Annotated in this window: 21 protein-coding genes and 1 tRNA gene; 11 read left to right on the plus strand and 11 right to left on the minus strand. The window is 61.5% G+C overall.

Going from position 1 to position 21,120, the window contains the following annotated elements:
- Positions 1-47: 47 nt before the first annotated feature.
- Positions 48-2,744 carry an aconitate hydratase AcnA gene (gene acnA / locus E0E00_RS08825; protein WP_130812161.1) on the minus strand — a complete coding sequence of 899 codons (2,697 nt, stop codon included), beginning with the start codon at positions 2,742-2,744 and terminating at the stop codon, positions 48-50.
- On the minus strand, positions 2,719-5,154 hold the full coding sequence (locus tag E0E00_RS08830) for an HAD-IC family P-type ATPase (RefSeq protein ID WP_130812162.1): 2,436 nt from the start codon (positions 5,152-5,154) through the stop codon (positions 2,719-2,721). The genes acnA and E0E00_RS08830 overlap by 26 nt, the downstream gene beginning before the upstream one ends.
- A 314-nt stretch (positions 5,155-5,468) precedes the next feature.
- Between E0E00_RS08830 and E0E00_RS08835 the strand changes: the two genes are divergently transcribed.
- Both E0E00_RS08835 and E0E00_RS08840 read left to right on the plus strand, forming a co-directional pair.
- Positions 5,469-5,545 (plus strand) — tRNA-Arg (locus E0E00_RS08835).
- Positions 5,546-5,723: 178 nt separating this feature from the next.
- Positions 5,724-6,116 (plus strand): flavodoxin domain-containing protein, encoded by a 393-nt coding sequence (locus E0E00_RS08840; RefSeq protein WP_165443630.1) that lies wholly within the window; start codon positions 5,724-5,726, stop codon positions 6,114-6,116.
- Between the two features lie 146 nt (positions 6,117-6,262).
- Here E0E00_RS08840 and E0E00_RS08845 read toward each other — a convergent pair whose 3' ends face one another.
- Positions 6,263-6,535, minus strand: coding sequence for an NADP oxidoreductase (locus E0E00_RS08845; protein WP_242622207.1), 273 nt, complete (start codon positions 6,533-6,535; stop codon positions 6,263-6,265).
- A complete protein-coding gene (locus E0E00_RS08850) occupies positions 6,532-6,819 on the minus strand; it encodes a hypothetical protein (protein ID WP_130812164.1) in 288 nt (95 codons plus the stop codon). Before E0E00_RS08850 ends, E0E00_RS08845 begins: the two co-directional genes overlap by 4 nt.
- A gap of 142 nt (positions 6,820-6,961) precedes the next feature.
- Here E0E00_RS08850 and E0E00_RS08855 point away from each other — a divergent pair, with 142 nt between their 5' ends.
- Positions 6,962-7,393: a hypothetical protein gene (locus E0E00_RS08855; protein WP_130812165.1), complete on the plus strand. Its 432-nt coding sequence runs from the start codon at positions 6,962-6,964 to the stop codon at positions 7,391-7,393.
- Between the two features lie 151 nt (positions 7,394-7,544).
- Here the strand turns inward: E0E00_RS08855 and E0E00_RS08860 are convergent, their stop codons facing one another.
- From E0E00_RS08860 to E0E00_RS08875, 4 genes are all read right to left on the minus strand, one after another.
- A complete protein-coding gene (locus E0E00_RS08860; RefSeq protein ID WP_130812166.1) occupies positions 7,545-8,318 on the minus strand; it encodes a Fic family protein in 774 nt (257 codons plus the stop codon).
- Entirely contained in the window at positions 8,308-8,523 is a 216-nt protein-coding gene (locus E0E00_RS08865; protein ID WP_130812167.1) for a hypothetical protein, read from the minus strand. Before E0E00_RS08865 ends, E0E00_RS08860 begins: the two co-directional genes overlap by 11 nt.
- A 297-nt stretch (positions 8,524-8,820) precedes the next feature.
- A complete protein-coding gene (locus tag E0E00_RS08870) occupies positions 8,821-9,102 on the minus strand; it encodes a hypothetical protein (RefSeq protein ID WP_130812168.1) in 282 nt (93 codons plus the stop codon).
- A 2-nt stretch (positions 9,103-9,104) separates the two neighbouring features.
- Positions 9,105-9,359, minus strand: coding sequence for a hypothetical protein (locus E0E00_RS08875; RefSeq protein WP_130812169.1), 255 nt, complete (start codon positions 9,357-9,359; stop codon positions 9,105-9,107).
- 433 nt (positions 9,360-9,792) lie between these two features.
- Here E0E00_RS08875 and aroF point away from each other — a divergent pair, with 433 nt between their 5' ends.
- The 3 genes from aroF to aroB are packed head-to-tail and all read left to right on the plus strand — an operon-like array spanning position 9,793 to position 12,794.
- The gene (gene aroF, locus E0E00_RS08880) at positions 9,793-10,821 is read left to right on the plus strand and encodes a 3-deoxy-7-phosphoheptulonate synthase (protein ID WP_130812170.1); all 1,029 of its coding nucleotides are present in this window, start codon (positions 9,793-9,795) and stop codon (positions 10,819-10,821) included.
- Positions 10,822-11,700 carry a prephenate dehydrogenase gene (locus E0E00_RS08885; RefSeq protein WP_130812171.1) on the plus strand — a complete coding sequence of 293 codons (879 nt, stop codon included), beginning with the start codon at positions 10,822-10,824 and terminating at the stop codon, positions 11,698-11,700.
- Positions 11,697-12,794: a 3-dehydroquinate synthase gene (gene aroB, locus E0E00_RS08890; protein ID WP_130812172.1), complete on the plus strand. Its 1,098-nt coding sequence runs from the start codon at positions 11,697-11,699 to the stop codon at positions 12,792-12,794. Before E0E00_RS08885 ends, aroB begins: the two co-directional genes overlap by 4 nt.
- A gap of 179 nt (positions 12,795-12,973) precedes the next feature.
- Here aroB and E0E00_RS08895 read toward each other — a convergent pair whose 3' ends face one another.
- The 3 genes from E0E00_RS08895 to E0E00_RS08905 form a co-directional block, all read right to left on the minus strand.
- Positions 12,974-14,083 carry a PTS fructose transporter subunit IIC gene (locus tag E0E00_RS08895; protein WP_130812173.1) on the minus strand — a complete coding sequence of 370 codons (1,110 nt, stop codon included), beginning with the start codon at positions 14,081-14,083 and terminating at the stop codon, positions 12,974-12,976.
- Between the two features lie 56 nt (positions 14,084-14,139).
- Entirely contained in the window at positions 14,140-14,457 is a 318-nt protein-coding gene (locus E0E00_RS08900; protein WP_130812174.1) for a PTS fructose transporter subunit IIB, read from the minus strand.
- Positions 14,458-14,522: 65 nt separating this feature from the next.
- Positions 14,523-15,146, minus strand: a complete 624-nt coding sequence (locus E0E00_RS08905; RefSeq protein ID WP_130812175.1) for a bifunctional 4-hydroxy-2-oxoglutarate aldolase/2-dehydro-3-deoxy-phosphogluconate aldolase — start codon at positions 15,144-15,146, stop codon at positions 14,523-14,525.
- A gap of 204 nt (positions 15,147-15,350) precedes the next feature.
- Here E0E00_RS08905 and E0E00_RS08910 point away from each other — a divergent pair, with 204 nt between their 5' ends.
- The 5 genes from E0E00_RS08910 to E0E00_RS08930 are packed head-to-tail and all read left to right on the plus strand — an operon-like array spanning position 15,351 to position 20,995.
- Positions 15,351-16,052: a helix-turn-helix domain-containing protein gene (locus E0E00_RS08910; protein ID WP_165443631.1), complete on the plus strand. Its 702-nt coding sequence runs from the start codon at positions 15,351-15,353 to the stop codon at positions 16,050-16,052.
- 10 nt (positions 16,053-16,062) lie between these two features.
- Positions 16,063-17,379: a 3-phosphoshikimate 1-carboxyvinyltransferase gene (aroA, locus tag E0E00_RS08915; RefSeq protein ID WP_371683391.1), complete on the plus strand. Its 1,317-nt coding sequence runs from the start codon at positions 16,063-16,065 to the stop codon at positions 17,377-17,379.
- Between the two features lie 2 nt (positions 17,380-17,381).
- The gene (gene aroC, locus E0E00_RS08920) at positions 17,382-18,497 is read left to right on the plus strand and encodes a chorismate synthase (RefSeq protein ID WP_130812177.1); all 1,116 of its coding nucleotides are present in this window, start codon (positions 17,382-17,384) and stop codon (positions 18,495-18,497) included.
- 50 nt (positions 18,498-18,547) lie between these two features.
- Positions 18,548-19,696 (plus strand): bifunctional chorismate mutase/prephenate dehydratase, encoded by a 1,149-nt coding sequence (locus tag E0E00_RS08925; RefSeq protein WP_130812178.1) that lies wholly within the window; start codon positions 18,548-18,550, stop codon positions 19,694-19,696.
- Positions 19,697-20,995 (plus strand): shikimate kinase, encoded by a 1,299-nt coding sequence (locus E0E00_RS08930; protein ID WP_130812179.1) that lies wholly within the window; start codon positions 19,697-19,699, stop codon positions 20,993-20,995.
- Positions 20,996-21,120 lie beyond the last annotated feature (125 nt).

Consider the following 21,120-nt stretch of genomic DNA (forward strand, 5'->3'; position numbering starts at 1 on the left):
TCATTCCGACAGACCCGCACAATACCATCAAGCGAGAACCCACAGGTCTAGGAAATCTCATCAAGCACATAGGGCAGGATGCCTCCCTTTTCGAGGAAGCGGCCCTCCATGGGCGTATCCACCCTCACGACGCAGGAGAAGACGGTTGTTGTGCCATCGGGCCTTGTCGCAGTGACCTCAACCTCGTGGGGGCTGGGGAGCCCGCCGGCAAGGCTCACGGGAGCAACGGTGAAGGCCTCTTCACCGGTAAGGCCGAGCGTGGTGGCGCTCTCACCTTCCTTGAACTGGAGCGGAAGCACGCCCATTTGCACCAGGTTGGAGCGGTGAATGCGCTCGAAGCTCTGGGCAATGACCGCCTGGACGCCCAGGAGCAGCGGCCCCTTGCCCGCCCAGTCGCGGCTGGAGCCAGACCCATAAAGCTTGCCCGCGATGACCACGAGAGGAACGCCTTGCTCGGCGTAGTCCACGGCAGCGTCGTAGATGCTCTTGACCTCGCCGTCGGAGAAGTCGCGCGTCCAGCCACCAACACGGCCACCCGCCAGCGCGTTTCTCAGCTTGACGTTGGCAAAGGTGCCGCGAGCCATGACCTCGTGGTTACCCCTGCGGCTGCCATAGGTGTTGAAGTCCTTCTGCACAACGCCATGCTCGGTGAGGTAGCGCGCCGCCGGGGAGTCGGCCGCAATGGCGCCCGCGGGAGAGATGTGGTCGGTGGTCACAAAGTCGCCGAGAAGCGCCAGCGCCCGCGCGTCCTTTACCTCGACCGTCTCGCGTCGCTTGGCGATGTCGAAGTACGGTGCACGGCGCACGTACGTAGAGCCCTCGTCCCAGGGGAAGGTCGAGGACGAGGAGGACTCGATGGCATGCCAGGAGGCAGAGCCCTCCTTGAGCGAACCCTTGGCTTCGGCAAAGAGCGACGATGTGAGGACCTGCGCGAGAAGATCGTCGACCTCCTCGTTGGTGGGAACCAGATCCGCCAGCATCACGGGCTTGCCTTCGGCATCCGTGCCCACGGGCTCGTGCGCAAGGTCGACGTCCATGGTGCCCACCAGCGAGTAGGCAACCACGTAGGCGGGCTGGCAGAGGTAGTTCTGGCTCACGTACGGCGAGATGCGGCCCTCGAAGTTGCGGTTGCCCGAGAGCACGCTCGTGAGCTCCATTTCGTCTGCGCGCTCACGCAGGGCAGGATGGATGTCTCCGGAGTTGCCGATGCAGCTCATGCATCCAAAGCCACAGGTAAAGAAACCGAGCTTTGCAAGGGGCTCCGTGAGGCCCGCGCGTTCGAGCAGAAGTTGCGTGGCATGGCTGCCCGGGGCGAGGATCTTCTTGACCCAAGGCTTGGGGGCAAGCCCACGCCCGACGGCGCGCTTGGCGAGAAGGCCGGCGGCCACCATCATGGATGGGTCCGTGGCGGTGGTGCAGCTGGTGATGGCGGCAATGGCGAGGGCCCCGTGGCGAAGCCCGAAGGCCTTATCGCCGCAGGTGACATCGAAGCCCTGCGTAAGGTCGCCGTGACCGTTCTTCTCGGCACTCCGCTCGAAGCGCTCCTTGAGGCCAGCAATGGCCACACGGTCGTGGGGGCGAGAGGGACCGGCCAGGCTCGGCTCGACTGTCGCAAGGTCGAGCGTGACGGTACGCGCGTATGCGCGGCCGGAGGTGGCGCCAAAGGTGCCCTGACGCTCGAGGTAGGCACGGGCGAAGGAGACGTCTGCAGCGTCGCGGCCGGTGAGCGTGAGGTAGTCCAAGGTCTTCTCGTCCACGGGGAAGAGCGTGGTGGTGGCGCCGTACTCGGGGGTCATGTTGGCGACGCAGGAACGCTGCGTGGCAGAAAGGCTTGCCACCCCCTCGCCCGTCACCTCGACGAGACAGCCGACGACACCTGCCGCACGCATGAGCTGCGCGACCGTGAGTGCGAGGTCCATGCCAGAGACGCCGTCGCGAAGGGCACCGGAAAGGCAAAGCTCCACAACGGGCGGGACAAGCATGGAGATGGGCTGGCCCAGGGCCGCGGCCTCGGCCTCGATGCCCCCCACGCCCCAGCCCATGACACCAACGCCGTTTGCCGTGGTGGTGTGGGAGTCGGTTCCCACGAGCGTGTCGAAGCACGCAACGGGCTCGTCAAGCGTGGAGAGCGCATCGGTGGTCACCACGCGGCAGAAGCGCTCGATGTTGAGCTGGTGGCAAATGCCGGCTCCAGGTGGCACGATCTCCACGTTCTCAAAGGACTGGCTCGCCCACTTGAGGAAGGCAAAGCGCTCGTGGTTGCGTTGGGCCTCGAGTTCCTGGTTCTTCTCGCAGGCGTCGGCCTCGCCGGCAACGTCGGCAATGACCGAGTGGTCAACTACCAACGTGCAGGGTATGTGCGGGTTAACGCGCGAGGGGTCTCCCCCGCGGGCAACCATGGCATCGCGCATGGAGGCGAAGTCCACGAAGACCGGCACGCCCGTGAAGTCCTGGAACAGGACGCGTGCCGGCATGAACTCGATCTCTGTGCCCTGCTCGCCGGCAAGCCCTGCTTCGACCACGGCACGAGCCTGGCGCACGGCGTCGGTATCGCTGGCAGAGTGCCTCACGACATTTTCAAGGAGCTCAACCAGGGCACGAGGCAGCCGTCCTGCACCGGGGATCCCAGAGACGTCAAAGGCGAGGGCCTCTCGGCCGGCCACGCGCACGCGGACGGGACGGCGGGCGGCAAGGACCGCGTCCTCGAACTCCCTGGTGCTAGGCGTACCTTCTGTGATTGACATGGGTCTCCTCCAGTCTGTCCGCAAGGCGGGCGATGCCCTCGCCGTCTTTGGCAAGGACGATTGATCGATTGAAGAGTACATCGAAGAGGACGCACGAGAGCGCGCCCGCAACGATGACCAAGACACACATACTAGGCGTGAGCGGGGCAACCTTGAAGAAGGCACCAAACACCGTACATCCGACGGCAACAATCCCGGCAACCGTCACGAGCAGCGCCGTACGCAGCGGAGTCATGGGCTGAGAAATTCTCCAGATAAGTCGAATACCCACGATGGCAACGAGAAGCATGCAGACGGTCGAGGTCTCGGAGAAGGTCATGGGCATGGCACGCTCGGCGACAAGGGCCATCGCAAGCGCCACCGTGATGCCCGCCGAGGCAGGCATCGAGCGCGCCAGCACGTGACCAAGAAATCCGCCGCTCACGCGATCGTGGTTGGGCTCGAGCGCAAGCACAAAGGAGGGAATCCCGATGATGGCAGCCGAGATGAGCGACATCTGGATGGGAATGAAGGGGTACGGTGGAAAGAAGATGCAGATGAGGGCGAGAAGTGCCGTGTAGACGGTCTTCACGAGGAAGAGCGAGGCGGAACGCTGCAGGTTGTTGATTGAGCGGCGACCCTCTGCCACCACTTCGGGCATGTGAGAGAAGTCGTTGTCGGCAAGGACTATCTCCGAGACGTTGCGCGCTGCAGCAGAGCCCGAGGCAACCGAGATTGAGCAGTCGGCCTCGCGCAGGGCCAGCACGTCGTTCACGCCGTCACCGGTCATGGCAACAACGTGGCCATCCTCGCGGAGGGCATGCACGAGAGAGCGCTTCTGCTCTGGCGTCACCCTGCCAAAGACGTGATAGTGCCGCGCTGCCGCCACGAGGTCATCCTCCGTGGCGAGGGTCGAGGCATCCACGGCCTCGCTCGCGTGCGGGACATCCGCCCTAGCGGCGATGGCCGAGACGGTCGTGGGGTCGTCCCCGGAAATGATGCGCAGGTCAACGCCCTGTTCGACAAAGTAGCGCATAGTCTGGGGCGCCGTCGCGCGGACCTCATCGCGAATGCCCACCACGCCGAGAAGCGAGGCCTTGCCCTGTGGAACGCCCTCCTCGTCGAAACCGGCGACTTCGCAAACGACGAGCACACGCTCACACGCATCGAACGCGGAAGAGATGACGGCCGCTTGCGCCGCGCCCTGCTCGCCCAACACAAAGCGTGCGGCCCCCAGCACAAAGGCTCTGCCTTCTGCCGTCACGCATCCCGAGCGCTTGCGACGAGAGTCGAAGGGAATCACGCGCCGGGAACCCCTCCCCCTCGCGATGCCCACGGCATCAGCGTGGGCGAGCAGCGCTTGGGCCGTGTCGTTGGCGTCAGCTTCGGAGGCGCGGACGACCGCGGCGAGGGCCTGCTCGACCTCATTGCCCGTATGGCCCTGTGCCGGCTCGACGTGTGAGACCTCCATATGGCCTGTTGTGATGGTCCCCGTCTTGTCAAGGCAGAGCGTGTCAACACGTGCCAGCGTCTCCACGCAGTATGTCTGCTGCACGAGGACCCTGCGCATGGCAAGCCGCGTTGTGGCGATGGCCAGGATGCTCGAGGTAAGCAGCACCAGCCCCTGGGGGATCATGCCCACTACGGCCGCAACGGCCGAGAGAATGGCATCGTTCATGGTGGAGCCATCCGTGAAGACGGTGCGAAGGAAGAGTCCGATGCCCAACGGGAAAAGCGCGTAGGTGCCAAGTCGGATGATGGCATTGAGCGAGTCGAGGATCTGGGAGTGAACTGGCTTGACGTATTTGGCCTCGGCGTTGATGCGTGCGGCATAGCCTTCCTGGCCCACCTTGGTCACGCGGGCGAGAAGGTCACCAGAGTCAATAAAGCTGCCGCTCAAAAGCGTGTCCCCCGGCCCCTTGGGAACAGGGCGGCTCTCACCCGTGAGCAGGGACTCGTCCACGTGCACCTGGCCTTTGAGTATCACGGAATCGGCAGGGACCTGCTCACCGTGAGCCAAGAGGATGCAGTCGTCCAGCACCAGCTCCAAGGGGAGAATCTCTGACACCTGTCCGCCGCGCATGACGCGGACGCGCTTCTCCGTAAGGATGGAGAGCCTGTCCACCATGCGCTTGGCACGAATCTCCTGGAAGACGCCGATGACCAGGTTGCAGACGACAACACCTAGAAAAAGGAGGTTTCGCCATTGGCCGGTGACGGCGACGAGCACTGCCATGCCAACGTTCACGGCGTTGAAGAGCGTGAATGCGTGCTCAGCAAGAATCTGCCCCACGGACTTCGTCTTGACGTCCGTGTTGGCGTTGGCTTTGCCGGCGGCGACGCGCTCCTCGACCTCGGCAGACGAGAGCCCCGTGACCTGGGTCTCTAGCGTGCTGTCGCTGGCGTGCGTGGCGTGGCGCTTCTCTGTCATGGACTCCCCTCGCTTGGGTGCTGGCATATACGTCACCAATATCTGGTGGTCCATTGTATGCGAGGGCCCCCGCATGAGCTACGTGGCGCGTTAGGCGTTGTGGGCGAGTCGTGATGGCATGCAATCGCCCTCGACGGTAGCCAAGCCNNCTTGGGTGCTGGCATATACGTCACCAATATCTGGTGGTCCATTGTATGCGAGGGCCCCCGCATGAGCTACGTGGCGCGTTAGGCGTTGTGGGCGAGTCGTGATGGCATGCAATCGCCCTCGACGGTAGCCAAGCCAAGAAGTTTGCCTATAATCAAAGGGTCGCTGGCCCCGTAGCTCAGTGGATTAGAGCGTTCGCCTCCGGAGCGAAAGGCCGTGGGTTCGAACCCCACCGGGGTCACCAGGTAGATGCAGCCCAGGGCATGCGTTGTCCTGGGCTTTTTCTGTTTGGGGCGGCCTGCTCGCGCGAGGGCGCGGATGGTCCGGCAGGGGCGCGGCGGCGCGAGGCCGGCGGGAGCGATACCATGGGTTCCAAGAGGCCCAAAAAGCTGGTCCGTCCAGAAGGCGTAGGAGGCACCCCCATGACCACCGCAGTTAGATACTACTCTCGATCCGGAAACACGAAGGCCGTCGCGGAAACAATCGCCAAGGCCGCAGGCGTGGATGCCGTCTCCGTAGACTCAGCCGACGCGGGCATAGACGCACCCGTCGACGTGCTCTTCGTTGGTGGCGCGCTCTACGCGTATGGCATCGACTCGCATCTGAGGGCATACCTGGAATCCCTTGACGGGAGCCTCGTGGGCAAGGCGGTGGTCTTCTCGACCTCCTGGATCTCGAAGCACGCGATTGAGCTTGTGCGGGAGGCGCTGGCCGAGAAGGACGTGAGCGTGGCGGAAGAGACGCTGTACTTCCGCGGGAAGCCCAACGAGGCCCAGCTGGCGGAGGCAGAGGAGTTCGCGCGCAAGTTCCTGTAGGGGGGTTGTTTGGGGAGGCGCGGAGAAGGGGCCGTGGGCCGACTCTGCCGGCCTCGCGGTCTACTTGCGCGACTGTCCTGGCAGTGATGATTCAGGGACTGCGGACGATGCCCAAGGCAGACGTCACCCTCACGTCGCACTCTTCTCTACTTCTGTGATGCGAGATAGTAGTTAAGCGCATCACGGTAGACATCGGAGGTCTTGATACCCTTGCTGCGGACTATGGCCTCCACGCGCTGCGCGTCACGTGCATCATAGATGACCGTCACGCGCTTCTTTCCCACCTCGACGAGGTGGGAGCCGGTGAAGACCTCCCCGCCCCCGCTTGGGTAATCGCCGCTCTCGTACTCGTTCGCCCATGCATCCAGCTGCTCGCCAGTCATACCGAACTTCCTGCGCAGCTCCTCGTTGTTCTTCACCGTCTCCTTCCTCCCTCACTCATCCCAAGCCCCCTCTTCGCGTTCTCTGTCGGAGGAATGAAAGCGTGGTAGATGAGGAAGTTACCCTCATCATTGTGAATCGCCACAAGCTCCATGACCCTTCCCTTGCCATCGATGCCTATCGCAAGGTACTCTCTCAAGCTCTTCTCAATCCTCGGTCGGCTCCTGATGGCGTTGTCCCAGGCGGCCACCGCATCAGCCTTCGATATGCACTGGTCCGGATGTCTCCACTCGACCATGCCGTCAGCAATAACCTTGTTCAATGGAACAATCACCACCCCTCAAGCAGGTAATGCAAAACACTCTTACCACCAGAACGGCAGCAATATGTCCGACCCACGAATCCATCCCTCCTCGCCCGCATGATTCCCGTGTAGCTGCTGTCATGCGAGATCGGAGGCTTCGATGGAGGACGGGACAGAGGCCCTCGTGGCAGTGAAGGCGAATTCCGAGGAGCTGAGGCTCATCGGCGTGTCCAAGCGCGGAGGAGTCTTCGACTGGTCTGAGTACACGAGGGACCCCGTCGATGGATGGATCACCAGCTCGACGGGAACGCTCGTGGCCGATGGCAACCTCGGTGCCGTCACGCTTGTGCTCGTCCCATCCTCCGATGGCAGGTGGCTCGCCTCGGCATCCGTGGCTACCCCGGACGGTGCCGACCCCCGGGACAGCAGCCTAACCGAGAGGTTCCCGTCAAGATCCCTACCAACCCAAAACGTGAGTGATACGTCGTCGAACAGCATCGGCCCGTATGCGCCGTCCATTGCGCCACCACCCAATCACGCCAGGCACCGCTTGCAATGCCGCTCGCACGCACTTGCGGAATGCCCAGCCTAGCAGAGAGGCGTGGGCATCTACCGGTTAGCGAAGGGCGGGCCTTCAGGGCTCGACCGGCAGACGGACCGGGTGCCGACTGACCCTCACGAGGCAGACGAGACAGAGGGAGCACAGGACCGCCTTTGCCCGCGCATTGCTCTGGTTGACCCACCTAGTTCGATGGCACGCCGAGGCCCTTCTCCCACGTCCTAAGTGACTCGACCCTGTTGAATTCGAGCAGGTCATCGAGCCTGCCCTCCCCATGGAACTTGTCGAGGGCACCGTAGTAAGCGATGCGGTCCTCGGCCCTCTGCGCGATCGGCGGGTTGCCGAGTGCCATGAGCACGTAGTTCTGCATCAGCCGCGCAGTCCTGCCGTTCCCATCCGCGAACGGGTGTATGTCCACGATCTGCGCATGCAGGTACGTCGCGCATACCAACGCCCTCTTGGGGCCAAGCGGTTGCTCCATCGCCGAGCGCACCTCGTCGAGCACCCCGACGAGCGCCTCTTCGCACTCCTCTGGCGCAAGCCCGACCTCCGCGCCCGGCCCGACGCCATAGTCGCTCAGCTTGAGAGTTCCCGGCCTCTCGCCCCTCTCCCACCTCGCGCGGTCGTACGTGTGCTCGGTCAGTGTCCTTTGCACGTCGAGGACCAGAGCGAGGTCCAGCCCCGGCGGGGTCGGGCTGAAGGCGTCGCGCACCGCCGCGTCCCACGCCAGCTGGTGGTTCGAGACCTCGAACACGGCGCGCAGGCTACCCGTGTAGTTCGAGAGCTCGCTGTCGCGCATTATCGTCTCGGTGTCGTGCAGCGTGATCTCGTCGTTCTCGATCTTCGTGCTGTTGTACGTGACATCGACCGCCATCCGCTCGGACAGCGTGCGTTGCCGCGTAGCCCCAAGGGACCTCCACCTGTCGCAGAGCACATCGTAGGCACCTTCAACGTCCATCCTCGCCCTCCAGGTAGTCGCTCAGCCTCGGAGCCCGTCTCGCCCGACCGTCCCGTGATGCGTTCTCTGGACCCTGCTCGCGTCCGTCGCTCACCAGGATGACGTTCCCCGCCGCCCTCGCGGCGTCCAGCGACCCGTAGTGGGCGATCGTCCGGAGCAGCTGCTCGTCCGTCATCAGGCCGCCCTCGCCCTTCCAGAGTCTCATCGCGGCACCCCTCTCGTTGCGCGTCCTGCCCCTACGATAGCATTGCCCGGGCCTCTTCCCACCCGTCTGGCCGCGTACACCCACTCCCCGCGCGGGCCCGCCACGCTCGGATTCACTGCAGACGCCCTCCCCACCAGCGCTTGGAGCGCCCCCTCGAAAGGACTTGCGAGGAGAGGGGAACGCCATCGAGTGCTGGCCACAGCGATGGCAGTAAGGCAGTGAGCGCCATTTGAGTCGGTAACGCACTGCTCCCGTAGAAGCACGGCACCCGCCAGCCGACGGCTGGCGGGTCATTTCCTAGGCAATGGACATAAGACCCTCGGCGAGGATGCCGCGGGCATATGCCCCCGTCGACTTCCCCTCGGCCTTCGCCTCCCTCTCAAGGGCCCGCTTCATGGCAACGGGAACCTTGAGCGAAAGCGTCACCGTCTCGGCCGCAGCCTTCGGGAGCTTGCCCTCGACAACCTCTCCGACGTTGACCCAGCCACTCGGCCACTCGTCGCGCTCAAGCGCGCTCTCCCAGTTGGCAATCATCTCATCTGTGACAACCCTGCCGTTCTCGGCAACGATCCCATCCATGTCTACCTCCATCCCAGCTCACGCTTGAACTTCTTCGTCGGCGGCACCATCGCGTGGAACACGCACCACACGCCGTCTATGTCCATAAATCCAACCAGCTCGGCGAACCTCCCGTCCGGGAGCACGCCGACCGAGATCCAGAGCGGCGGGTCGTCCGTGCCGTTGCACTGGCGGCACCTGATTGGGTTCTCCCACGCATAGGCGACCTCGCCGCTGGTGAGCCCGTGCTTCAGGGCGTTCCCATGTACTCTGACCACCGTAGCCCACCTTTTTCTTCGCAATCATGTATACCCACAAGTATACCTATTCAAGAGCGCCACTTCGTCATTCGATCTAGAAATGGCAGGGGGCAGGGGTGAAGACGTGCGCAGCATCGCCCATAGACTTGTTGGGGTTTCTGTTCGGCCTGCTGGAGCCTATGGAAGCAGATGCATCGCCCCACCCAACCCAGGTTGCTTTGACACACCCCCGCAGCTTACGTTGGGAATGGTAGCGACGCTCTTCCCAAGCCAACCAGCTACGCCCCTCTCTTCCCAGTCCTTCTCACCATCCAAACCGTCGCGCCCATTAGTTCGCCTTTGTTAACGCCGCAGGCACCAGCGCCGACAACAGGTTGCACCGTGGTAGCATTCGAAGTCATATGCGACAACACGGCTGTGGCCCGCCGCAGCTCGGGAAAGGCAAACTACCATGATTGCAGTAGTCAAAGAGACAGCGACGCCAGACCAGCTCGACCACTTCGTCAAGTGGATTGAGGGCCGTGGGTTCAAGACCAACGTCTCCCAAGGCGACAACGAGACCATCGTCGGCATCATTGGCGACACCACCCAGATTGACCCTTTTCTCCTCGAATCCATGGACATCATCGAGCGCGTCCAGCGTGTCTCAGAGCCCTTCAAGAAGGCAAACCGCAAGTTCCACCCGGAGGACACGATTGTTGACTGCGGCCACGGGGTGAAGATTGGTGGCGGCAACTTCCAGGTCATAGCCGGCCCCTGCTCAGTCGAGGGCGAGAATCTCCTCGAGATTGCCCGCGCGGTCAAGGCCTCGGGTGCCACGCTTCTTCGCGGCGGCGCTTACAAACCGCGGACCAGCCCCTACTCGTATCAGGGCATGGGCGAGAAGGGCCTTGACCTTCTCGCCGATGCGGCAGGCGAACTCGACATGCCCATCGTGACCGAGGTCATGGATCCACGCGACGTGCAGTTCTTCCTCGATAAGGGCATCGACGTCATGCAGATCGGCGCGCGCAATGCCCAGAACTTCCCGCTCCTTCGCGAGGTGGGCAAGACCCAGGTGCCCATCCTTCTCAAGCGTGGCCTCTCCGAGACCATCGACGAGCTACTCATGGGTGCCGAGTACATCATGAGCGAGGGCAACCCCAGCGTCATCCTGTGCGAGCGCGGCATTCGCACCTTCGAGACGCGCACGAGGAACACCTTCGACGTGAACGCCATCCCCGTACTGCACCACCTCTCCCACCTGCCGGTTGTTGGCGACCCCAGCCACGCCACCGGCTACACGCGCTACGTGCGATCCGCCGCCTATGCAGCGACGGCCGCTGGCGCGGACGGCCTTGAGATCGAGGTGCACGACAACCCCAGCGAGGCGTGGTCAGACGGCGCGCAGGCACTCACCCCAACCCAGTTCGACGACGCGATGCGCCGCATCCGCCTTATCCGTGAGGCAGTGACCGCTCCCGTCGGGGAGGCGAAGTAGATGGCCATGGCAAACCCAGACGTACCCACCTTTGTCCCCGACCGTACGGGCATCGTTGGCCTTGGCCTCATGGGCGGCTCCTTCGCCAAGGCGCTCGCTGCGGCAGGGCGCGAGGTCTACGGCTGGAATCGCACCCACTCCGTGACCGAGATGGCCGAGATTGAGACCATCAAAGGAGAGCTCACGGACGAGACCATCCCCACCTGCGAGCTCATCATCCTCGCTGGCTATCCCCAAGTGAGCATCGACTGGCTGGACGAGATGGCCCATCTCATCTCACCTGGGGCCATAGTCATCGATGCGGTTGGCGTGAAGCGCATCATATGCAAACGCTGCGGCAAGATCTCGGAGGGCCGGCCCTGGACCTTCGTGGGATGCCACCCCATGGCAGGCACCCAGTACTCCGGCTTTGCCCATGCGCGCGCGAACATGTTCCACAACGCGCCCATGGTCGTAGTGCCCCCACAGATGGACGACTTCGAGCGCGTCGCCATTCTCGAGCGGCTCAAGCACCTGCTTGAGCCGCTCGGCTTCGGCTCGTTCACCCTCTCCACAGCCGAGAACCACGACCGTATGATCGCCTACACCTCGCAGCTCGCGCACGTCGTGTCGAACGCCTACGTCAAGAGCCCCACCGCGCAGGAGCACAAGGGCTTCTCGGCAGGCTCATACAAGGACCTCACGCGTGTGGCGCGCCTCAACGCGCCCATGTGGACGGAGCTCTTCCTCGACAACGCGGACAACCTCTCGCGCGAGGTAGGGTTCATCATCGACAGCCTTCAGGCGTATAAGGACGCAATCGATGCCCAGGATGCCGAGAGGCTCCAGGCGCTCCTCGCAGAGGGCGACCGCCTGAAGAAGGAGGCAGAGGCACGATGAGCGAAACAAAGTCGAAAGACATACAGCTTGTTCACGTAAATGCACAAAGCGGGAGCTACGACGTCATGGTTGGGCTCGACATTTTGAGCGAAGTCGGACCAACGGCACGTCGCACGGCAGGCGGTAATGTCGCTTTCGTCGTGAGCAATACAAACGTGAATCCTCTCTATGGGGAAGTAGTAAATCGCTCGCTAAGCGATGCGGGATATACCGTAGCCACAAAAGTAGTAGGCGTCGGCGAGGCCATCAAAACCATGAGCGTGCTTTCCGACGTCCTTGAGTGCATGGCGGATGCGCAGATGACACGCGATGACCTTATAGTGGCACTTGGCGGCGGAGTCGTTGGAGACCTGGCAGGATTTGCCGCCTCTATCTATATGAGAGGGTGCCATGTGCTGCAGGTGCCAACTTCACTTCTCGCCATGGTTGACTCTTCCGTGGGAGGAAAGACCGCCGTTGACCTCGTGCACGGGAAGAACCTGGCGGGCACTTTCTTCCAACCTTCAGCAGTCATCGCGAGCATCGAATGCCTCACAACAATAAACCGCCAACTCTTCACTGACAGCTGCGGCGAGGTCTTGAAATATGGCGTGATGAGCGACGCGGAGCTCTTCAGGGAACTTGAGAGAAGGCCCATCAATGAGGGTAACTACGACCTCGAGAGAATTGGGAAGATCGTAAAGCGGTGCATCGAGATCAAGCGCGACGTGGTCGATACTGACGAGCGTGAGAAGGGCCTACGACAGATTCTCAATCTGGGCCATACGATCGGCCATGCGATAGAGGCCGAGAGCAGCTACACCCTGGGACATGGCTCCTGTGTGGCGGCTGGCATGTGCTTCATTGTTCGGGCATGTGCCAAACGGCAGCTCTGCCCTGACGAAGTTGCACAGAGGGTTGTGTCGACTGTCGAGCGCTATGGCCTTCCGACAGGTTCGAACATCTCTACCGATTCACTTTACGAGCGAGCACTCGCTGACAAGAAGCGCCATGGGGACTTCATCAACGTCGTACTTGTTCGAGATATTGGCAAGGTCGAGGTTGCGACCCTTCCAGTAGATGATTTCAGAGTGCTCATCGAGGAGGGTCGTTAAAGGGGTTTCCGCCCTGTCATCGGCCGCTGAAGTGCCGATTGCTCGAAAAGGGAGCGGCCAGCACTGCGCTTTGGGGACAAGAGGCATAGCTATGCAGGTGCAGGGTGACTGAAGCCTCGCGCTTTCGGCCACCCTGCGCATTCTTCCAAACAAGTCAAGGAGCTATTACCGAAGCATCCTCACTCTTGGGCGAGCGGATTCAGATTTGCTGGCCCCTTGCTCTTCTTCGCATCCCGCTCCGCAAGCGGTTTCTTGGAAGTCGCGAGTATGGCGCCAGTAACAAGCGAGCCCACCAGAATTCCCAGCACATACCATCCCGGGTTCTGAACCACGGGGAGCACAATCAGGCCGCCATGGGGTACGGGGCAACCAACGTTTCCGAAAGCTCCAATCAAATCGCCAGCGATGCACCCAATGATCGAGGCAGGCACAACGTGCTTGAGGTCCTTGACGGCAAACGGAATGGCTCCCTCGGTGATACCGAGACATCCGATAATCGCGATGGACTTTGCAGTATCGCGCTCCTCATCGGTCCACTTGGACTTAGCAAACATTGTCGCAAAGAAGATTCCGATCGGGGGAACCGAGACAATGATGCGGAACAGTCCGTTGGGGAAGTAGTTGCCTTCGCTGATGAGCGACAGAGTGAACATCGATACTGCCTTGGTGACAGGTCCACCGTAGTCAAGCTCGCCAAAGATGCCAATGCCAACCGCCAGTGCATACTTGCTTGCACCATTGAGGTTACCCATCACATATGTGATGCCATCCATCAGCCACGCAGCGGGGATGCCGATGATGAAGTAGTAGATGAGGCCAGCGATCAGCGTGGTGAACGTTGGGATAACAAGGATGGGCATGATCGTCTTGATCGTCTTGCCGACCCTCCAAGACTTTATCCACTTTGCGATGTAGCCGACGATGAGGCCCATGATGAGCGCACCAAGGAAACCAGACTTGACCTCGGTACCGCCAAACATAGCAACGCTGTTATTAGAGATGAATCCAAGGATGAACGCCGGCGCAAGCCCTACGCGACCGGCCACGGAATAGGCGATATAGGCCGCAAAGACGGGAATCATCATCGATAGACCGGCTTTGCCCAGAACGCTCAGATAGGTCATGACCGGACCGTTGGGGACCATGCCCTTGTCTGTTGCTGCTGCTCCCAAGAGCGAGATGGCATAGACGATGCCACCAGCAACCACAAGTGGAATCATGTACGAGACGCCACTCAGCAGGTGCCTCTGGACATCCTTCCAAAATGAAGTGCCGCTCTCCTTACTCACTGCGATTGCCACCTTTCCTTAAGACCCAGCTAACTGCGACAGATGCCCCTAACCCCCTACTTGTTTTTCTCGATGAGACCCACAGCCTCGTCGATGATCTCCTTCGGATTTGTGATGGCCTTGTTGACGTCCTCGTTGAGGACAAGAGCATCTTCAAAGCGCCCCATTCCCTCGATAACGATTCCAACCGCCAGAACTACGATGTCGGCAGAGTCAACGTCGTCCTGCGTAAGCTCATTCTCGGGTCCAAGGCTTCCCTGGGTCTCGATCTTCACGTCGAAGCCACGTCGCTTGCACTCGTTCTCAAGTGCCTCCGCTGCCATGTAGGTGTGAGCGATACCAGTGGGGCACGCTGTTACTCCTACGACCTTCATGTTGAAACATCTCCTTTTCACGCAATCGTCCTCTTGGCAACTGCAAATCCAACGAAGCCTTTGATCTAGCGCGCAAGAACCGCCGCCTCAAAAGCTGCGAGCGACTCTTTCATTCCTGTTGTGTTATGAGAGAGGATGTCTTGCCTCTTGAAGATTCCACCTGCAGATCCGATGTACGAATAACCAGAATCAAGAACCTCCCCGACATTCTTGGCGTTCACCCCTCCAACCGCCATGAGCGGCAAACTCCCGAGGGGTTCGCAAATCTTCTTTGCGTAACCGTAACTAAGTTCGTTTGCTGGGAAGATCTTCACGACATCCGCCCCACGGCGGAACTGCTCGCGAATCTCACTTGGCGTAAACGCACCGGGGACACTGACCACGTCGTGATTCTGACAATACTCAAGCATCTCGCGCGTCATCGCATCTGGCGCAAGAACAAAAGTAGCGCCGGCCTCACACGCCAAGACGAGATGGTGATAGTCAAGCACCGTACCTGCGCCTACGTTAATCTGATGGCCAAACTCATCACTGATCTTTCGAATGGTCTCAATGGCATCATCGGTATTCAAAGTAATCTCGACATTGCCTACGACCTTTGATCCTGCCAACGTAGACACGACATCACGCACCTGCGAATAGTTGTATCCCCTGAGTATGCTTGTGGCAACACTAAGACTTCGTTTCATGGCTCTCCTTTGAACGTATACTTTGTTATGAGTGAAGTTCTCCTAATGGCATCATCGGATTGAAAGGTCTTCTCATCTCGCATCTGTACTCAAAATGTATGGCTTGAATGATAGTTTAATTTAGTTTATCTAAATGATTCTCAATTCGAATGGTAGTTGATGGTCGGTGAGCGTTGCCATGTGCAACCGACAGAAGGAACGATTGTGGGATTTAGCAAAAACATTGAGCACCTCATGGCCGCCCGAGGCCTCACCCAAGAAGACGTTGCTAAGGCTGCAAAGGTAACGCCCGCTGCGGTGACGGGATGGAGGAGGGGCTCGGTTCCCCGTCCCAGGGCACTTAAGAACCTCTGTGATGCATTCGGGGTTAGCCGAGATGATTTGCTCTCTGAAGATCATGGGCTTGCAACCACGAGCGAGACAGAGCAAGGCAGCGCTTTAAGCGCTAAAGTTCCGCTGGTCAGCAAAGGGGAAGGTGCCTCTCGAATTCATGGTCGCATCTCAGTACCAGAGGAGATAGTCCTGAAGCACCCCCATGCCTACGCCATAGTTGCCCGTGACGAGGGGATGAACCACTACATACCCACAGGATCTCACGTGCTCATCGACCCCGATTTATGCTCCCCCCCAAATGGCTCAATCGTTGCGTTAAAAGTCCTGGACTACCTCGAGATGCAGAAGCTCAATACGCTACTCGGAGGTCATGATGAAATACTACTGAGGGCATGGTATAAGGGGGCCAACAACCTTATGCTTTCCCCTTGCTGTTACAACCAGGCACTGGAGGACATCATATTGGGCATCGATGACATCCCAACGGCGATTGACATCCTGGGGGCCGTTGTGTGGTTCCAAGCATCAACGCCTCCGAGTCTAGGTGTCTCTTCAGCGCTTCCCACCCAATGAGGAACTCTGGATGCCTATCAACATGAGAATTATCCCTTCCCCGTTGCGCGGCACCATTCCTGCCATCGCCTCGAAGTCGATGGCGCACAGGCTGCTCATCATGGCCGCGCTCTGCCCTGGCACTACGGACATCAACTGCAACACGACGTCCCAGGACATCGACGCCACGGTAGGATGCCTCGAGGCGCTGGGCGCACGCATCGCATACACGCGCCTGGGCTTTAGGGTCAACCCGCTTCCGGGCACCCCCGCAACAGACAACCGCCGCATGGCGCGCACAAACGCTCACCTTGACTGCGGTGAATCCGGTTCCACGCTTCGCTTCATGCTCCCCGTTGTGGCGGCCCTCGGGAGAGGCGCCACGCTTGACGGGCATGGCCGTCTCGTCTCGCGCCCCCTCTCCCCGCTCTATGAGGAGCTTGTCTCGCACGGGGTCACGCTTTCGGCACGTGGCGCACTTCCGCTCACGATAGCAGGGCAGCTTCTGCCCGGTCGCTTCACCATTCCCGGGAACGTCTCCTCACAGTTTGTGAGCGGCCTTCTCATGGCGGCACCGCTTCTTTGCTCGCCAACCGAGATCGTGGTGACCGAGCCCGTGGAGTCACGGTCCTACACTGGACTCACCATCCGTGCGCTCGAAGAGTTTGGCATCAACGTGGACGTGTCGCACGAGACTATGGATGGCAGCCCTTCGACGGTATTCTCGGTTTCCCCCGCTCGGGGTGCCGTCTCTCCAGGAGAGGTCACGGTCGAGGGAGACTGGTCGAACTCCGCGTTCTGGTTGGCCTCGGGCGCCATATCGGGAAGCGTGGGCGTAACAGGGCTCGACCCTGCAAGCGCCCAGGGCGATAGGGCCATCCTTGCCTGCCTCGCGGCGCTTGGCGCACGCGTGAGCAGGTCTGGGAGCATGGCATCTGCCACGCACGACAAGCTCGTAGGCCGCACTATCGATGTCCGGGACATCCCCGACCTCGTACCTCCCATTGCTGCCGTTGCGGCCAATGCCGAGGGGACGACGGTTATCGCCAACGCCGGGAGGCTTCGCCTCAAGGAGTCGGACCGCCTCGCAACCGTAAGCGCAGTTCTTGCGGCCATGGGGGCAGACGTCCACGCAGAGAACGACTCCCTTGTCATCCATGGACACAGCCCGCTTTCTGGTGGAGTTGTTGATGCGGCCAACGACCACCGCATTGCCATGATGGCAGCCATCGCCGGCGCCAACGCCACAGGCCCCACAACCATCCGCGGCGCAGAGTGCGTCGCCAAGTCCTACCCACGCTTCTTCGAGGACTTCCGCGCCCTCGGAGGCATCGCAGAGAAAGGCTAGAGATGCCCTCGAGCTTTGGAGAGACGCTTCGCGTCACGATATTTGGCCAGTCCCACTCCCCCGCCATCGGTTGCGTGGTCGAGGGTCTCCCTTCAGGCCTCGTGGTTGACCAGGGTGCACTCGAGGCTTTCGTGGCGCGACGTGCTCCTGGCCAGGGAAGTTGGACAACGCCCCGCCGCGAGGAGGACCGCCCACGCATTGTGAGCGGTCTCAATGTGCATGGCACCACATGCGGCGCGCCTCTTGCGGCAATCATCGAGAACACCAACACGCGCTCTGGTGACTACGACAACCTCCTCAAGGTTCCTCGCCCCGGTCACGCAGACCTCACCGCCTGGGAGAAGTGGCACGGCAACCAGGATGTCCCGGGAGGCGGCCACTTCTCCGGACGCCTCACGGCGCCGCTCTGCCTCGCAGGCGGCATCGCGCTGCAGGCGCTCGCAGCACGCGGCATGCGCATTGGGGCGCACCTGCTTTCCGTCTCAGACGTAGAGGACGAGTGCTTCGACGCCATCGACAACTCTCCCGCAGCTCAGGAGCACCTCTCGGCCCAGCTCGACATCCTCGCCGACGGCCCGCGCTTCCCTACGATTGACCCCTCTGCCGGGCAGCGCATGCTTGCCGCAATCGACGGCGCACGCCGCAACCTCGACTCTGTTGGCGGCGTCATCGAGTGCGTTGCGTGCGGCATGCCTGCAGGAGCAGGCTCACCCATGTTCGATGGCATCGAGAACATGCTGGCGCGCGCGGCCTTCGGCATCCCCGCCGTCAAGGGCATCGAGTTTGGTCGCGGCTTCGAGGTGGCAAGACTCCGCGGCAGCGAGAACAACGACCCCTATGAGATGCGCGATGGCAAGCCCACCCCAAGGACCAACAACGCCGGGGGCATCCTTGGCGGCATCACCACCGGAGCTCCCGTGCTCTTCAGGATCGCCATGAAGCCCACCTCGTCCATCTCGCGCGAGCAGGACTCGGTCGACCTTGAGAGCGGCACCAACACCAAGCTCACCGTCCACGGTCGGCACGACCCGTGCGTAGCCACGCGCGCCGTCCCCGTTGCCGAGGCAATCTGTGCCCTTGTGCTTCTCGACGCACTGCTCAGCTATCCCGCGGAGTAAACAGCATCAAGCAGCCCCGCTTGTCCCACCGCCAGGAACCGGAGAACCACATGGAAGACCTCTCAGACATCCGCCATGAGATAGATTGCATCGACAACCAAATCCTCGAGCTCTTCGGGCGTCGCATGGGCTGCGCCGAGCGCGTCGCCGCATACAAGCGCGCCAACAACCTCCCCGTACTCGACCGCCCCCGCGAGCGTGAGCACATGGCATCTCTCGCCGCCAAGGCCCCCGAGGAGCTGAGAACCTACACCGAGGTCCTGTTCCAGCTCCTCATGGAGGCGTCGCGCGCGCGGCAGGGCCAGCGTCTGGCAGCAGATCACGCGTCCGAGACCCTGGTGAAGATCGACCAGGCGAGAAAGGCCACCCCAGAGTTCTTCCCGCGCGAGGCCTTCGTGGCTTGTCAGGGAGTGGAGGGCGCCTACTCGCAGTTTGCCGCGGATCGCATCTTCAAGCATCCGCTCATCTCGTACTTCGAATCATTCGAGGGAGTCTTCCGCGCCGTCGAGTCGGACTTCTCGCGCTATGGCGTCCTACCCATCGAGAACTCCACGGCAGGCTCCGTGAACAAGGTCTATGACCTCATGATGCAGCACGACTTCCACATCGTGCGCACCACCCGCGTGAAGATCGACCACAACCTCCTTGCCAAGCCCGGCACGGCTGTCGAGCAAATCCGCGATGTGTACAGCCACGAGCAGGCCATCAACCAGTGTGCCGGCTTCATCGAGCGCATGGGCCTCACGCCGCACGTGGTCGAGAACACGGCCATGGCGGCAAAGAGCGTTGCCGACAGCAGCCGCACCGACGTGGCCGCACTCTCGAGCCGTGCCTGCGCCCAGCTCTACGGCCTCGACGTGCTCATGCGAGACGTCCAGGACCGAGACGACAACTACACGCGCTTTGCCTGCATCTCCAAGTCTCTTGAGATCTACCCCGGGGCAGACCGCACCTCTCTCATGATCGTCGTCGACCACCAGCCGGGTGCTCTCTTCAAGGTGCTTGCGAAGTTCTATGCGCTTGATATCAACATCATCAAGCTCGAGAGCCGTCCCATCCCTGGCCGTGATTTTGAGTTCATGTTCTACTTCGACGTGGAGTGCTCCGTCTCGGCACCCGAGTTCCGCACGCTCATGGCGACCATTGGCGATGCCTGCGAGGAGTGCCGCTATCTCGGCAGCTACTCGGAGGTGCTCTAGATGGCAGGCACGCCCAACGCGGGGGTCGACGCTGGCTCGGCACCCTTTGGCCTGCTTGGCAGGAATCTTGGCCATAGTTGGTCGCCCCGCATCCACACGTCGCTGGGAAGCGTGCCCTACGAGCTCTTCGAGCGCGAGCCGGACGATGTCGAGGGCTTTGTCAGGAACGGCACCTGGTCGGGTCTCAACGTGACCATCCCCTACAAGCGAGACGCCGCTCGACTGGCTGACGAGCGCTCTCCGCGCGTGGACCGCCTCGGGGCGGCAAACACCCTCGTGAGGCGCCCCGACGGCACAATCTATGCCGAGAACACCGACGTCCTGGGTTTCTCGCTCATGCTCAACCGTTTCTGCACCAGAAGACTCGGCGTGAGCGCCCGCGAGGTCCTTGCAGGAAAGCCTGCGGTGGTCCTGGGAAGCGGAGGGGCCAGCGCGGCTGTCCAAGCAGCTCTCGATGACGCGGGCGCCCTCGTCTCCGTCATCTCCCGCAGTGGCAGCGACACCTACGAGACGCTGGCGGAGCGTCACGCCGATGCGGTTCTCATGGTTAATGCGACGCCCGTTGGGATGTACCCCAACTGCCCAGCATCGCCCGTACCCGAAGAGGTGCTCGCGCAGCTGAAGAACCTCGTGGGAGTCCTTGATGTCATCTACAACCCAACGCTCACGGGCATCGTGCTCGCCGCAGAGCGCCTTGGGATCCCTGCCGATACGGGGCTCTCCATGCTTGTGGCGCAGGCGCTTCGGTCTAGTGAACTCTTCCAGGGCCGCTCTCTCGACGTCTCGCTTGTTGACGTCATCGAGCGCCAGATTCTTTCAGAGACATCCAACGTGGTCCTCATCGGCATGCCGGGCTGCGGAAAGACGACCACCGGCAAGCGTCTCGCCCGCATGCTGGGCAGGCCCTTCGTCGACATAGACGACGCGATAGATGCGAGCACGGGAGAGAGCGCTGCCACAATCATCAACACCAGGGGCGTGCAGGAATTCCGCCGCGTGGAGTCGAGGGTGACGGGCGAGTACGGCGCGAGGTCCGGTCTGGTCATTGCCTGCGGGGGCGGTGTGGTAACGGTTCCCTCGAACTACGACCTCCTCCACCAAAACGGGACCATCGTCTTCATAGACCGGTCCCTCTCCGAACTCGAGACGTCGGGACGGCCCGTTTCCGCCTCAAAGGGCGTTGAAGCACTTGCACGCGAGCGCATGGGCTCCTATCGCAGCTGGGCAGATTATTCGCTTGTCTCAATTGGGTCTCCTGCCGGAAACGCACGGGCGATTCAAGGGCTCCTTGGGCTCTAGCTCTAATACGTCGTTGCGTTGTTTCTCAGCCGCGGAAACCGGACATGTCAAGCATCCCGCCCGCCGAGAATGAGTTACGTCTGCGGACTCCAACTCAACCAAACATCGTGACGTGATTGCTGTAG

The sequence above is a fragment of the Olsenella sp. Marseille-P4559 genome, assembly GCF_900605015.1.
In the GTDB taxonomy this organism is placed as follows: domain Bacteria; phylum Actinomycetota; class Coriobacteriia; order Coriobacteriales; family Atopobiaceae; genus Tractidigestivibacter.

Coding starts and splice junctions, on each gene's coding strand:
- E0E00_RS08860 (WP_130812166.1), bottom strand. CDS start 8,318: ATGGACGTTGAAGGTGCCTACGATGTGCTCTGCGACAGGTGGAGGTCC.
- E0E00_RS08930 (WP_130812179.1), top strand. CDS start 19,697: ATGGCAGGCACGCCCAACGCGGGGGTCGACGCTGGCTCGGCACCCTTT.
- E0E00_RS08870 (WP_130812168.1), bottom strand. CDS start 9,102: ATGGATGGGATCGTTGCCGAGAACGGCAGGGTTGTCACAGATGAGATG.
- E0E00_RS08925 (WP_130812178.1), top strand. CDS start 18,548: ATGGAAGACCTCTCAGACATCCGCCATGAGATAGATTGCATCGACAAC.
- E0E00_RS08900 (WP_130812174.1), bottom strand. CDS start 14,457: ATGAAGGTCGTAGGAGTAACAGCGTGCCCCACTGGTATCGCTCACACC.
- acnA (WP_130812161.1), bottom strand. CDS start 2,744: ATGTCAATCACAGAAGGTACGCCTAGCACCAGGGAGTTCGAGGACGCG.
- E0E00_RS08905 (WP_130812175.1), bottom strand. CDS start 15,146: ATGAAACGAAGTCTTAGTGTTGCCACAAGCATACTCAGGGGATACAAC.
- E0E00_RS08840 (WP_165443630.1), top strand. CDS start 5,724: ATGACCACCGCAGTTAGATACTACTCTCGATCCGGAAACACGAAGGCC.
- aroF (WP_130812170.1), top strand. CDS start 9,793: ATGATTGCAGTAGTCAAAGAGACAGCGACGCCAGACCAGCTCGACCAC.
- aroC (WP_130812177.1), top strand. CDS start 17,382: ATGCCCTCGAGCTTTGGAGAGACGCTTCGCGTCACGATATTTGGCCAG.
- aroB (WP_130812172.1), top strand. CDS start 11,697: ATGAGCGAAACAAAGTCGAAAGACATACAGCTTGTTCACGTAAATGCA.
- E0E00_RS08885 (WP_130812171.1), top strand. CDS start 10,822: ATGGCCATGGCAAACCCAGACGTACCCACCTTTGTCCCCGACCGTACG.
- E0E00_RS08865 (WP_130812167.1), bottom strand. CDS start 8,523: ATGAGACTCTGGAAGGGCGAGGGCGGCCTGATGACGGACGAGCAGCTG.
- E0E00_RS08830 (WP_130812162.1), bottom strand. CDS start 5,154: ATGACAGAGAAGCGCCACGCCACGCACGCCAGCGACAGCACGCTAGAG.
- E0E00_RS08855 (WP_130812165.1), top strand. CDS start 6,962: ATGGAGGACGGGACAGAGGCCCTCGTGGCAGTGAAGGCGAATTCCGAG.
- aroA (WP_371683391.1), top strand. CDS start 16,063: ATGCCTATCAACATGAGAATTATCCCTTCCCCGTTGCGCGGCACCATT.